This window comes from Xanthobacter sp. NM-25 (assembly GCF_022138605.1).
In the GTDB taxonomy this organism is placed as follows: Bacteria; Pseudomonadota; Alphaproteobacteria; order Rhizobiales; family Xanthobacteraceae; genus Xanthobacter.
Genome location: NZ_JACBFS010000007.1, coordinates 271307 through 284288 on the forward strand (window position 1 = coordinate 271307; position 12982 = coordinate 284288).

The 12982-nt window shown below is 70.5% G+C and carries 14 protein-coding genes; 5 read left to right on the forward strand and 9 right to left on the reverse strand.

Annotated elements, in window-relative coordinates; translation table 11 throughout:
• Positions 1-56: 56 nt before the first annotated feature.
• The 5 genes from MEU52_RS19205 to MEU52_RS19225 all read right to left on the reverse strand — a co-directional run bounded on the left by MEU52_RS19205 (position 57) and on the right by MEU52_RS19225 (position 3644).
• Positions 57-815: an RluA family pseudouridine synthase gene (locus tag MEU52_RS19205; RefSeq protein ID WP_238123597.1), complete on the reverse strand. Its 759-nt coding sequence runs from the start codon at positions 813-815 to the stop codon at positions 57-59.
• Complete coding sequence (locus MEU52_RS19210; protein ID WP_238123576.1) at positions 781-1362, reverse strand: O-acetyl-ADP-ribose deacetylase; 582 nt, start codon at positions 1360-1362, stop codon at positions 781-783. Before MEU52_RS19210 ends, MEU52_RS19205 begins: the two co-directional genes overlap by 35 nt.
• 140 nt (positions 1363-1502) lie before the next feature.
• Positions 1503-2549, reverse strand: a complete 1047-nt coding sequence (locus MEU52_RS19215) for a patatin-like phospholipase family protein (protein WP_238123577.1) — start codon at positions 2547-2549, stop codon at positions 1503-1505.
• 61 nt (positions 2550-2610) lie between these two features.
• Complete coding sequence (locus tag MEU52_RS19220) at positions 2611-3393, reverse strand: 3-hydroxybutyrate dehydrogenase (RefSeq protein ID WP_238123578.1); 783 nt, start codon at positions 3391-3393, stop codon at positions 2611-2613.
• A gap of 44 nt (positions 3394-3437) precedes the next feature.
• Positions 3438-3644, reverse strand: a complete 207-nt coding sequence (locus tag MEU52_RS19225; RefSeq protein WP_238123579.1) for a hypothetical protein — start codon at positions 3642-3644, stop codon at positions 3438-3440.
• Between MEU52_RS19225 and MEU52_RS19230 the strand changes: the two genes are divergently transcribed.
• From MEU52_RS19230 to MEU52_RS19245, 4 genes are all read left to right on the forward strand, one after another.
• Positions 3643-4191, forward strand: a complete 549-nt coding sequence (locus MEU52_RS19230; RefSeq protein WP_238123580.1) for a Fur family transcriptional regulator — start codon at positions 3643-3645, stop codon at positions 4189-4191. The two genes, MEU52_RS19225 and MEU52_RS19230, sit on opposite strands and share 2 nt — an antisense overlap.
• Before the next feature lie 101 nt (positions 4192-4292).
• Positions 4293-5609, forward strand: a complete 1317-nt coding sequence (gene ispG / locus MEU52_RS19235; RefSeq protein WP_238123598.1) for a flavodoxin-dependent (E)-4-hydroxy-3-methylbut-2-enyl-diphosphate synthase — start codon at positions 4293-4295, stop codon at positions 5607-5609.
• A 137-nt stretch (positions 5610-5746) separates the two neighbouring features.
• Complete coding sequence (locus MEU52_RS19240) at positions 5747-6547, forward strand: DUF2076 domain-containing protein (protein WP_238123581.1); 801 nt, start codon at positions 5747-5749, stop codon at positions 6545-6547.
• Positions 6548-6774: 227 nt separating this feature from the next.
• Positions 6775-7140 (forward strand): helix-turn-helix domain-containing protein, encoded by a 366-nt coding sequence (locus tag MEU52_RS19245; RefSeq protein WP_238123582.1) that lies wholly within the window; start codon positions 6775-6777, stop codon positions 7138-7140.
• Between the two features lie 16 nt (positions 7141-7156).
• Here the strand turns inward: MEU52_RS19245 and MEU52_RS19250 are convergent, their stop codons facing one another.
• Positions 7157-8629, reverse strand: a complete 1473-nt coding sequence (locus MEU52_RS19250; RefSeq protein ID WP_238123583.1) for a sigma-54-dependent transcriptional regulator — start codon at positions 8627-8629, stop codon at positions 7157-7159.
• Positions 8630-8766: 137 nt separating this feature from the next.
• Complete coding sequence (locus MEU52_RS19255; RefSeq protein ID WP_238123584.1) at positions 8767-10773, reverse strand: hypothetical protein; 2007 nt, start codon at positions 10771-10773, stop codon at positions 8767-8769.
• 152 nt (positions 10774-10925) lie between these two features.
• Between MEU52_RS19255 and MEU52_RS19260 the strand changes: the two genes are divergently transcribed.
• Positions 10926-12281: an aspartate aminotransferase family protein gene (locus MEU52_RS19260; RefSeq protein WP_238123585.1), complete on the forward strand. Its 1356-nt coding sequence runs from the start codon at positions 10926-10928 to the stop codon at positions 12279-12281.
• A 93-nt stretch (positions 12282-12374) separates the two neighbouring features.
• On the opposite strand, the gene MEU52_RS19265 is transcribed toward MEU52_RS19260, so the two are convergent.
• Positions 12375-12527, reverse strand: coding sequence for a DUF3309 family protein (locus tag MEU52_RS19265; protein WP_238123586.1), 153 nt, complete (start codon positions 12525-12527; stop codon positions 12375-12377).
• Between the two features lie 332 nt (positions 12528-12859).
• Positions 12860-12982, reverse strand: a 123-nt coding sequence (locus MEU52_RS19270) for a formaldehyde-activating enzyme (protein ID WP_238123599.1), incomplete at its 5' end; no start/stop codon positions are given.

Here is a 12982-nt window from a genome sequence, read left to right on the forward strand (position 1 = left end):
GGCACCAGCGGCGCACGCACCCCGCCCCATCACAAGCCGGTGGCACCCGGCCCGCGTCAGAAGGCCGTGTCCGCCGCGGTGCCGATGGCATCCGGGTCGAGTCCCAGGGCCTTGAGGGTCTCGCACATATGCGGCGGCAAAGGGGCGCTCACCGCCACCGGCGCACCGTTCTTGGCCAGCGGCACCACGATGCGGCGCGAATGCAGGTGCAGCTTGGGCCCGCCCGGCAGGCGGGAGGCGCCGCCATAGATGGCATCGCCGAGGATCGGCGCGCCGAGATGGGCGAGATGGGCCCGCAACTGATGGGTGCGCCCGGTGACCGGCGACAGGGCCAGCACCGCCAGCCCCTCGCCCCGATGCAGCACGCGATAATCGGTGACGGCCTCCTGGGCCCCCGCCGTGCCCTTGGGCACCGCCTGCATCCACCAGCCGCGATGGGGCGAGCGCTTCGCCAAAGGCTGGTCGATGCGCCCGGCATCGTCCGCCGGCGCGCCGCGGGTGAGCGCCACATAGGTCTTGTCCACCTGCCCGGCGGCGAACAATTTGCCCAGCAGCGCCAGCGCCTTGGCGTGGCGGCCCAGAACCAGGCAGCCGGAGGTGTCCTTGTCCAGCCGGTGCGCCAGCTCCGGCGCCCGCGGCAGGCCGAAGCGCAAGGCGTCGAGATGATCGGCCAGGGTCTCCCCGCCCTTGGGCCCGGCATGCACCGGCAGGCCGCAGGGCTTGTTGATGATCAACATCATGCCGTCGCGATGCAGGATCGGCAGGTCGGGCGCGGGGGTATCAGAGGCGGGTGGCGCGGCTGGCGGCAAGGGCATGGTCATGCATTTCGGCGGAAGAGGGAGAAAAGCAGCAGAACACCACCCGCGTCACCGAGGAGGCGGCCTCGAGATGGTCGAGCACCGCGCCCACGGCGAGCGGGGCGGCCCGTTCCGCCGGAAAGCCGTACACCCCGGTGGAGATGGCGGGAAAGGCGATGGAGCCGAGCCCGGCGCCGGCGGCGAGCGCCAGGCTCCGCGCATAGCAGGCGGCGAGCAGAGCGTCCTCCCCCACCCCGCCGCCCTGCCACACCGGCCCCACCGTGTGGATCACATGGCGCGCCGGCAGGGCGAAGCCCGGGCTGAGCTTGGCGGCGCCGGTGGGACAGCCGCCGAGGGTACGGCAGAAGGCCAGCAGCTGCGGCCCTGCCGCCCGGTGGATGGCGCCATCCACCCCGCCACCGCCCAACAGCGAGCTGTTGGCAGCATTGACGATGGCATCGAGGGCGAGGCGCGTGATGTCGCCGGTCACCACCTCCAGGCGGACGCCCCGCCAGTCATAGGTGGCGGACGGGGTGGGCGATGGGTCAGGCGATGAGGGGATCATGGGAGCCGGCTGCCAACGATGCGATACGCGGAATGCGCCAGGCCTTATCTAGGACCGCCAGCCTCATGTCGGAACCCCATGCGCCCACCGGGCCACCGCGCCGGCGCACGAGCACGGGGTGAGCGCCGACCGGGCCGACTTCAGTCCGGGGCGAGCTCCAGGCTGAGATCGAGGGTGGAGCGGCGACCGAGGTCGTCGAAATGGGCATCAAGGAAGATCTCTGCCGCCGCCCGGCCGAGATCGCGCAGATGCTGCAGGAAGTTCCATTCCGCATTGAGCTTGGAGGTCGCATCGAGCGCCATCAGCTGGTCCTCGCCGCCGATGCGGTGCAACCGCACCCGGCGGAAGCTGGAGCCGCCCAGGGTCCAGCGGCTCAATAGGCCCTGGTCGATCAGCTTGGCAGCGTGGTCGATGGCCCGCAGCTGCGCCAGCAGCGAGGCGTTGAAGGTGATCTCGTTGATGCGGTTCTGGATTTCCGAGGCGGTGCGCGGCGTGGTCTTGCGGGCCACCGGGTTGATCTGCACCAGCAGGATGTCGTCGGCATCCGCTTTCTCATAGAGCGGAAACAGCGGCGGATTACCCATATAGCCGCCGTCCCAATAGGGCACGCCTTCGATCTCCACCGCCTGGAACAGGAACGGCAGGCAGGCGGAGGCCATCACCGCATCGGCGGTCATCTCGTCATGGCCGAAGATGCGGGCGCGGCCGGTGTGCACATTGGTGGCGGAGATGAAGATCTTCACCTGCGAGCGCCGCAGCGCCTCGAAATCCACGTGCGCCTCCAGGATCTCGCGCAGCGGATTGATGTTCAGCGGATTGAAGTCGTAGGGGGAGAAGAAGCGCGAGGCCACCTCGAAGGCGAGATAGGCCGGGTTGCGGGCCAGCGACCAATTGCCCATCAGCCGGTCGAAGGCGGTGCGCTGCAAGGGCGACATGCGCCCATCGCGGGACACGTCCCGCCAGAACTGGGTGAGGCCGTGGCGAGCCTCCTCGGGATCGCCCTTGGCGAGGCCGTTGGCCAGCACCACCGCGTTCATGGCGCCGGCCGAGGTGCCGGAGATGCCGCCAATGACGAGCCGCTCGTCCTGCAGCAGCCGGTCCAGCACGCCCCAGGTGAAGGCGCCGTGGGCGCCACCCCCCTGGAGCGCGAGGGACAGGGACTTCTTTTCGCCGTCGCGACGGGCCATGGGTCTTCGCCTCCTCAGCACGGGTCTGTTGCGACCCACCCCCGACCCGCCGCGCGGCGGATCACTCCGCGGTCCAGCCGCCGTCGATGGACTGCATGGAACCGGTGATGGAGCGGGCATTGTCGGACGCGAGGAACACGGCATAGGCCGCCACTTCCTCCACCGTCACGAACTCCTTGGTGGGCTGGGCGGCGAGGATGACGTTCTTCTTCACCTCTTCCTCAGAGATGCCGCGAGCCTTGGCGGTATCCGGAATCTGCTTCTCCACCAGGGGGGTCCAGACGTAGCCGGGGCAGATGGCGTTCACGGTGATGCCGAACTGCGCCGTTTCCAGGGCGGCGGTCTTGGTCAGGCCGGCGATGCCGTGCTTGGCCGAGACGTAGGCCGACTTGAAGGGCGAGGCCACCAGGGCATGGGCCGACGCGGTGTTGATGATGCGGCCCCACTTGCGGGCCTTCATGCCGGGGATCGCCGCCCGCATGGCGAAGAACGCCGCCGACAGGTTGATGGCGATGATCATGTTCCACTTGTCGATCGGGAATTCCTCGATCGGCGACACATGTTGGATGCCGGCATTGTTGACCAGGATGTCGCAGGAGCCGAGCTCGGTCTCGGCCAGCTTCACCATGCCCTCGATCTCTTCGGGCTTCAGCATGTTGGCCGGCGAATAGAGGCACTTCACGCCGAAATCGGTCTCGATGCGGGCGCGTTCGGTCTCGATGGCGGCCGCATCGCCGAGGCCGTTGATGACGATGTTGGCGCCTTCCTTGGCGAAGGCGCGGGCATAGGCGAGCCCGATTCCGCTGGTGGAGCCGGTGACGACGGCGACCTTCCCTTTGAACATGGCTTTTCCCCAATCCGGCGCAGGTGAGCGCGCAAGGCGCGGCATCACCATCTAGCGATGCGCTGTGACGATGCTGTCACATGCGGATGATCGCGACGATCCCCCGCGCGGCGCAGCTTGCCTTGGCCCGCGAAGCGACGCAATGCGCGCCATCCCGCAAAATGCGGGGTGGTCGCGCGCTGCGCTTCTGGTATCAGATTATGGTTAAGCTCCAGCGTCGTCGCGGTGGCGATGGCGGAACGGGCCTCCATGCATTACATCGGATCTGTGACCCGCGAAGAAATGCATATCAGCCCCTCCGGCGACGACCACGACCACAGCCAATGCGTGGCCGGGGCGGTGGCGCGCGTCGAGCAATGCTGCGTGGCCAAGGGCCTGCGGCTCACCCCGCTGCGGCGCAATGTGATGCGGGCCTTGGCGCAGAGCCACACGCCGCTCGGCGCCTATGACATCGTCGAGAGGCTGACCGCCGAGGGCGAGGGCGCGCCGCCCATGTCGGTCTATCGGGTGCTGGATTTCCTGGTGGCCGAGGGGCTCGCCCATCGCATCGAGAGCCGCAATGCCTATCTCGCCTGCACCCACCCCCACGACATCGACGAGGTGGTGGTGTTCCTGATCTGCGAGCGCTGCGGCCTCACCCGGGAAGTGGGCTCCCACGCGGTGGGCCGCGACCTCGCCTGGGCCGCCCGCGCCGCCGGCTTCACCCCGCGCCAGCGGGTGCTGGAGGTGGCCGGCACCTGCGCCCGCTGCCGCGAGGCGGCGGAACGCGACGGCGCCACCGCGCCCGACGGCGCCTGAGCCCTCCGCCGGTTGACGCTGGCGCCGCCCGGGCCTACCTCGATGGCGTTGCCGGCGCGCTCATGGCGCCCGTGACCCTGCTGCCCGAGGATCTTCCGGCCATGACCTCTGCCCCCTCCCCGATCGCGGCGCCCGCGGTGGTGCCCACCGAGCTTCTGCAGGCCGGCCCTGCCGGCCGTCGCCCCACGGTGGGGGTGCGGGTGGGCGCGGTGATGGTGGGTGGCGGTGCCCCGGTGGTGGTGCAGTCCATGACCAACACCGACACCGCCGATGTGGCCGGCACGGTGCGCCAGGTGGCGGCCCTCGCCCGCGCCGGCTCGGAGCTGGTGCGCCTCACGGTGGATCGGGACGAGGCGGCGGCGGCCGTGCCCCACATCCGGGAGAAGCTGCTGGCGCAGGGCATCGACGTGCCGCTGGTGGGCGATTTCCATTACATCGGCCACAAGCTCCTGGCCGATCACCCGGCCTGCGCCGAGGCCCTCGCCAAATACCGCATCAATCCCGGCAATGTGGGCTTCGGCGACAAGAAGGACCGGCAGTTCGCTGCCATCGTCGAGACCGCCCTCAAGAATGACAAGCCGGTGCGCATCGGCGCCAACTGGGGCTCCCTCGACGGCGAGCTCTTGACCGCCTTGATGGACGAAAACGCCGGCCTGCCCCACCCGGCCGAGGCCCGCGCGGTGACCCGCGAGGCGCTCGTGCGCTCGGCGCTTCTGTCGGCGGCGCTGGCGGAGGAGATCGGCCTTGCGCGCGATCACATCATTTTGTCCGCCAAGGTCTCGGCGGTGCAGGACCTCATCGCCGTCTATTCCGAGCTGGCGCGCCGCTCGGATTACGCTTTGCATCTCGGCCTCACCGAGGCGGGCATGGGCTCCAAGGGCATCGTCGCCTCCACCGCCGCCATGGGCGTGGTGCTGCAGCAGGGCATTGGCGACACCATCCGCGTGTCGCTGACCCCGGAGCCGGGCGGCGACCGCACCCGCGAGGTGCAGGTGGCGCAGGAAATCCTGCAGACCATGGGCCTGCGCACCTTCGTGCCTTTGGTGGCGGCCTGCCCCGGCTGCGGCCGCACCACCTCCACCGTGTTCCAGGAGCTGGCGCAGAGCGTGCAGGAGATGATCCGCACCCGCATGCCCCATTGGAAGGCGACATATCCCGGCGTCGAGACCCTGAACGTGGCGGTCATGGGCTGCATCGTGAACGGGCCGGGGGAATCGAAGCATGCCGACATCGGCATCTCCCTGCCCGGCACCGGCGAGACCCCCTCCGCCCCGGTGTTCATCGACGGCAAGAAGGTCGCCACTTTGCGCGGGGCCAACATCCAGGAAGAGTTCCGCCAGATGGTGGAAGCCTATGTGGAACAGCGCTTCGGCGTGGGCGCGAAGGCCTCATCCGGCTCGGCCGACGCCGCCGAGTAAGCCGAAAGCGGAGCCCGGCATGACGTGGGAAGACCCCATCGGGCTACCTGACGTTACGAAAATTTCATCTGCGCCCGCCCTATCGGCGCCCCCCTTGGCTGCTCATATCCCTCCCGGTCCAACCACCGGAGGCGGAGATGACCCCCGAGGAACGTGCCCTGATCGACGGCCTTTTCGACCGCATGCGCGAGTTCGAGAGCGCGCCGCGTGACGCAGAGGCGGAAGCGCTGATCGCGCGCCGCGTCGCCCAGGCACCTTATGCACCCTATGCGCTCGCCCAGAGCGTGCTGGTGCAGGAACATGCCCTGCAGCAGGCTTACGCCCGCGTTCAGGAGCTGGAAGCCCAGCTTCAGGACGCCGAGGCCCGCGCGCACGCCGCGCAGCCGGCACAGGGGGCCTCCGGCGGCTTCCTCGGCGGCCTGTTCGGCGGCGGCCGTGGGTCGGTCCCGGCGGCGGGTGCGCGGCCGACCGACCAGCCCATGGGCGTGCCCCCGGGCTATGCCCAGGGCGGCTACAATCAGGGCGGCTACAATCAGGGCGGCTATAACCAGCAGGGCTATGGCCAGCAGGGCTACCCGCAGGCCGCCCAGCAGGCCGGCGGCCCCTGGGGCCAGCAGCAGCCCATGCAGGGGGCACCCGCGCAGCGCGGCGGCGGCTTCCTGCAGGGCGCTTTGGCCACTGCAGCCGGCGTCGCCGGTGGCGCGCTGCTGTTCGACGGCATCAAGAGCATGATGTCTGGCGGCGAGGGCGCCATTGCCCAGCAGGCGGCAGACGCGGTGAAACCGGTGACCGATGCCGCCGGCGACCTCGGCGCCGAAGCCCAGCAGGCGCTGGGCGGCCAGGGGCAGAGCGACAGCTTCTGGGACGTCGACCCGCAGAATGCCAGCCTCGACGACGGTGGCTGGGACCTGGGCGGCGACGACAGCGACTGGACCTGAGCGCGCCCCAACCCAGAGACCCCAACCCTGAAGCGCGGGCCGGGCCTTATCCCCGGCCGCGCCGCATGTGGCAGCCCATCGCCGGTGCAGACCGGCGAGGCTCGGGCTGAAGTAGCTGGTGGCGTTGTTGGCTCCTGGGCTTGCCTGCTGGTGGACTTGCGCCGCCATCCCTGCGATGGAGCGGAGGAAGGCGCGCAAGACGCGCCAGCCAGACAAGCAGGGGACCCATGACGCCGTTCGGTCGCCGGGTGCGAGATCTGCGCGCCAGCCGGGGTGTGACGCTCACGCAGATGGCGCACGCTTTGGGCGTGACCCCCACTTATCTTTCGGCGCTGGAAAACGGCAAGCGCGGGCGGCCCACCTGGGCGCTGGTGCAGCGCGTCATCGCCTATTTCAACGTCATCTGGGACGAGGCGGAGGACCTGCAGCGGCTCGCCGAGCTGTCCCAGCCGAAGGTCAGCGTCGACACCTCGGGCCTCAGCCCGGAAGCCACAGAGCTTGCCAACCTGCTGGCGCAGGAGATCCGCCACCTGCCCCCCGAGGCGGTGGCCGAGCTGCTGGGCCGGCTGAAGATCCTGCGCAAGCGCGCCTGAGCGCCCCGCCCAACGCTCAGGCGACGTGGGAATCGGCGCCGACATCCCCATGGTCGGGATCCGACTGCTGCCAGGCGAGCTTCTTGCGATAGAGCGTGGACGGGCTGAGATCGAGCGCCGCCGCAGCCAGGGTGATATTGCCATCAAAGGCGGCGATCGCCGCCTCGATGGTGCGCCGCTCCACCACCGCGAACGGTTCGACGATGCGCAGGCCCGGGGTCACCGGCAACCCGCCGGGGGCCGGCACGGCCGCCGCCAGAACCGGGGCGCTGCGCCGCTCCGTCGAGACCGCGTCACCGTCCATGCGGTCATCCTGGAACAGGGCCGGCGACAGCACCGGTCCGTCGCTCAAAACCACCGCGCGGCGCATCAGATTCTGCAGCTCGCGCACATTGCCGCGCCACTGGCGCTGGCGCAGCACCTCGGCCGCCTCCGGTGTCATCCGCGGCAGCGGCCGCCCTTCCTCGCCCGCGAAGCGGGCCAGGAACGCCTCGGTCAGCAGGATCACATCCTCGCCCCGCTCCCGCAGCGGCGGCAAATGCAGATGCAGCACATGGAGGCGATAGAACAGATCCTCGCGCAGGCGGCCGGCCTTCACTTCCGCCACCGGATCGCGATTGGTGGCGCAGACGATGCGCACGTCCACCTGCCGCTCATGCCCCTCGCCGATCCGCCGCACCTTTCCATCCTGCAGGAACCGCAGCAGCTTGGCCTGCAAGGCGAGGTCCATCTCACCCAGTTCGTCGAGGAACAGGGTGCCCCCGTCGGCCAGCTCGGCGGCGCCGGAGCGCTCCGCATGGGCGCCGGTGAAGGCGCCGCGCGCGTGGCCGAAGATCTCGCTTTCCATCAGCTCGCGCGGGATGGCACCGCAGTTCAGCGCATGGAACGGCCCCGCGTGGCGCGGCGAGCGGGCGTGGACGGCACTGGCCGCCAGTTCCTTGCCGGTGCCACTCTCGCCGGTGACGAACACCGGCGCGCGCGAGGCGGCCACCCGGTTGATCTGCTCATAAAGCCGCGTCATGGGGGTGGAGCGGCCGAGAAAACCGCAGAAATCCGAATGGAGGGTGGCCGCCGGGGGCCGCCGATCCTCGCGCATGGCCCGGCGCCGCTCCGGCCGCTCGGCGGGCGCGGCCGCCACGAGGCGCTCCGCCACGTCTTCCGCCCGCACCGGCTTCAACACCACGTCGTCGGCGCCGGCCCGCATGGCGGCCACCGCGCCGGCCACCGACCCCTGGGCCAGGGCGACGATCATCACCCCTGTCAACCCGGCGGCCCGCAGCCGCGCGATCATGTCTTCCTCGCCCGGCCCCATGGCCACCAAAGCGGCGTCGCAATGGGGCGCCAGCACGAAGGCCGCCTCGAGGCACTCCGCTTCCATCATGTTCAGGGCGTCGCGGCGGCCGAGGGCAGCCCGCAGCCCGCGTCGGGCCGCCGGATCCGGATCACAGACGAGCACACGCAGGTTCTGGGCGGAGCGGACGACGGTCATGAACGGCACACGTGGGCAGGAGGCGGGCGCTCAGGGTGCCCCGCCGGGGGTAAACAAATCCTTGCCATCGGCGTCTGAGCAACTGCCGATGGGCCGTCTGGCGGCTTGCACCCGGATGCCCGAGCCCCAGCCGCCGCTCAGCCCCTCGGGCGCTTGAGGGTCGCCGCCTCCTGGGAGAGGCCCGCCGCCTCCAGGGCATCCAATGCCCGCTCGGAGACGGCCGGCGCCGGCAGCAGGTGGCGCACCAGCCGGCGCACCCCCTCCGCCCCGCCATTGTCGAGCCGGGCGAGGGCGCGCACAGCCTCCCGTTCATCGCCGCTGCGCTCCAGGGCGTGCAGCGCCAGGGCCAGGGCAAGCCGGCTCTGCGGCCCGCTGTGCAGGCGCAGCTGCGGCACCATGGCCTGGGCGGCGAAGGGATCCCGCTTAAGGAAGGCGGCGATGGCCAGATAGGCCTCCTGCAGCGGTGCCCGACCGGCCCCATGGGCCTGCGCGGCGCGCAGCAGCGCCTCCCCCTCCTCGACACGGCCAGCGCCGATCAGCACCGATCCCACCGCCGCCGCCACATCGAAATCCAGGGGATTGAGCCGCAGCGCCCGCTCGCCGGAGGCCACCGCATTCTCGGTCTGGCCAAGGTAGAGCTGCACCAGCGCCAGGGTGCGGGCCGCATAGGCGCTGGTGGGGGCGAGATCGGCCGCCAGCTCCGCCTCCCGCAGCATCAGCGCATTGTGCTCCGTGTCCGCGGCGGGAGCGACGCCACGCATGGCCTCGTCGAGCAGCACGGAGGCGCGCACCGCATGGCCGAGGGCAAATTCCCCATCCCGCGTCACCAGGCTGGTCAGGCAGGCCCGGGGCGTCGTGGCGCTGGCGCTGCCGTCGTTGCGCAGCACGGCGAACGCCGCGGCGACGCAGCCGAAGCCGGAGCCCGGGGCATGGGCCAACACCTGCGAGCGCGCCCGCACCGGCACCACGCCATAGCTCTCCATCAGCGCCGGGGTCACCTCGCGCACCACCTGCAGCTCGGTCTCCTGGCTGCCGGGCTCCGCCTTGAGACCGTCAATGGCCTGCGACCAGACGATCACCCCCTCGCACCGGTCCGCCAGGTGCAGCATGAGCGAGAAGGTGCCATCGGCGCGGGGCTCGGCGAGGCCGCCGAGCACGAACACCGAGCGCGGCTGGCGGCCATTGCATTCGCGTGCCGCCAGGCCCTCTCCCGTGCCGGCCCGCACCTCGGCGAAATCGAACTGGGCGAAAGCATCGCGCAGCCGCTCCTCGATGCTGCGCAGGTCGTTGCGCACCACCTCGCGGCTGTCGTTGGAGGCAAGGCTGGTCACCTCCACGATGGGCAGCCGCACCCGGTCCGCCAGCGGCGGGCGCCCCCCCAGCCACGATTGCAGAACCGGCGGCGCCTCCATGCCGCTCAGCCACAGCACCGCCGCGGTGGCGCAGGCGGCCGTCGCCGCCACGACGGCGGTCATGGCAGCCGCGGCCCAGCGGCGGGGGGCTCGCGCCGCCGGAGCCGGCACCGGGATCGGCACCGGCGCAGCCTCGGGCAGTGGCGCCGGCACCGCGGCGGCCGGCGACGTCACCGCCGGCACAGCCCCCTTGCGCGGCACGAACTGCGGCACATAGCCCCCCTTGGGGATCAGGATCTGCAGGGGGTCGTCCAGGCCATCGGTATTGTAATAGTTCTGCAGGGCCCGCCGCAGGCGGGTCGCCTCCACCCGCACGATGGGATCGGACTGGGGATCGAAGGAGGCCGGCCGGCCCAGCGCCTCCACCGCGATGGTGTAGCCCTTGATCTGCTCGGCCCGCCCGGCAAGCCTCGCTTCAACCACATAGCGCAGGAAGGCGCCCAGCCGTGGCGAGGTGCGCAGGTCCGGCGCCGCCAGCACCCGCTCCAGCGCCTCGACCACCTCCTCGTCGGCCGGCGCCGCTTCGGCGGGCGGGGCTTCGACGGGCAGGGCTTCGACGGGCAGGGCTTCGACGGGCAGGGCTTCGACGGGCGCGGATATTGTGGACAGGGATCCGGCGGACATGGATCCGGCGGCGCCCCCCTCGGCGGCCGGCAACACGCCATCCGCCGGCGCAACGTCGGGCGTTGCAGCGTCGTTGGGTTCCATTTTGCCGGCATTACCCATGGTCATGGGGTCTTTTTCTGTCAGAAGCCATGCGCATGCAAGAGGATTGAGCCGCGCTCGCGTGATGTTTCCTGGAGGCCGGAGCGCTGATAGCTTGCAGAACTTGGCGGCCGAAGCATGGCCGCATGAGCGCTCACGCGCGCTTGAGGGAGACCATCATGGTTCTGGACGACAGGGCTGGCAGCACCGCTTCCGTTGCGGACGTGCCGAACGACATCGATGCCTTCTGGATGCCGTTCACCGCCAACCGTGCCTTCAAGAAGCGACCGCGGCTCGTCGCCCGCGCCAAGGACATGCACTACTACACGCCCGAGGGCCGCGCCGTGCTCGACGGCTGTTCCGGCCTGTGGTGCACCAACCCCGGCCACAATCGCGAGCCGATCGTCGAGGCCATCCGCACCGCCGCCACCACGCTGGATTTCGGCCCCACCTTCCAGTTCGGCCATCCCGATGCCTTCCGCCTCGCCAACCGCATCGCCGCCCTGGCCCCGGGCGACCTCGACCACGTCTTCTTCTGCAATTCCGGCTCGGAGGCGGTGGATACGGCGCTGAAGATCGCCCTCGCCTATCACAATGCCACCGGCCATGCCGGGCGCACCCGCCTCATCGGCCGCGAACGGGCCTATCACGGGGTCGGCTTCGGCGGCATCTCGGTGGGGGGCATCGTCACCAACCGCCGCACGTTCGGCACCATGCTCACCGGCGTCGACCATCTGCGCACCACCTATGACCGCGAGCATCAGGCCTTCACCAAGGGCGAACCCGACTATGGCGCGCATTTTGCCGACGAGCTGGAGCGCATCGTCGGCCTGCACGACGCCTCCACCATCGCCGCGGTGATCGTCGAGCCCATGGCCGGCTCCACCGGCGTGCTGCCCGCCCCCAAGGGCTATCTGCAGCGGCTGCGCGAGATCTGCGACAAATACGGCATCCTGCTGATTTTCGACGAGGTGATCACCGGTTACGGCCGGCTCGGCGCCGCCTTCGCCGCCGAGCGCTACGGCGTGGTGCCGGACCTCATCACCTTCGCCAAGGGCATCACCGCCGGCGCCGTGCCCATGGGCGGTGTGCTGGTGCGCAAGGGCATCTACGAGGCCTTCATGAAGGGGCCCGAGCACACCATCGAGCTGTTCCACGGCTACACCTATTCGGCCCATCCCCTGGCCTGCGCGGCGGCGCTCGCCACCCTCGATCTCTATGCGGCGGAGGACCTGTTCGGCCGCGCCCGCCGGCTGGAGCCCCTGTGGGCCGATGCCATCATGAGCCTGCGCGACAGGGCCGGCGTGCTCGACATCCGCACCGTCGGCCTTACCGGCGCCGTCGACCTGCCCGCTCGCGAGGGCGCTCCGGGCGCCCGCGGCTATGAGGGGCTCGAACGGGCGTTCCATGAGGAAGGGCTGATGATCCGCACCTCCGGCGACACCCTGGTGGTGACGCCGCCGCTGATCATTTCCGAGGCGCAGGTGGGCGAATTGGTGGAGAAGCTCGGCCGCGTCATCGACAAGGTGATGTAAACCGCCCCGCGCCGGGGCTGCTGCGGTGGCCCCGGCATGCCGGCATCAGGAGCACCGGCATCACAGGCACCGGGATCGGGGCACGAAAAGAACCTAGAGCCAGCCCGTCAGGGTCAGCACCGCCACCACGAGCAGCAGCGCGCCGACCGCGCCGCCCGGGGCATAGCCCCAGCGGGCGCTGTAATTCCAGGTGGGCAGGGCGGCCACCGTCAATATCACCAGCACGATGATCAGGACCGCCGCCATCGGTGCCTCCAAAGGGGTGGCGACCCGGACATGGGCGCCATCAGGACAGGGCTGCCTTCCGTGCCCGCGCAGGTGCCCACCCGGACGGCCATCGGTGCCGGCGCAACGACGGCGCGCGAGTCACGGCGCGCGAGTCACGGCGCGGGGCACGGAATGCGCCGGGCATCCTGAGGGCATTCCCCTAACAGCTGGTATTCAACCGGGCCCGCCGACAGGTTACGCCCCCGCCCCGGGGCGCGCCAAGCCATAACCGGCTGCCACATGCAAAAGGCCCGGCCGTGGGGCCGGGCCTATCGTCTCCTACGCGTCGCGCCCGCAGGCGCCCCTCAGGCTCAGGCCTGGAAGGGATGCTTGACGGCGTCGCGCTGCTCGGTGGCGACCTTTGCGGAGGGCTCGCCCTTGACGGCGCGGGCGAGGGCCTGCTTGGTGGCCTCGTAATTGTAGGACTGGATCTT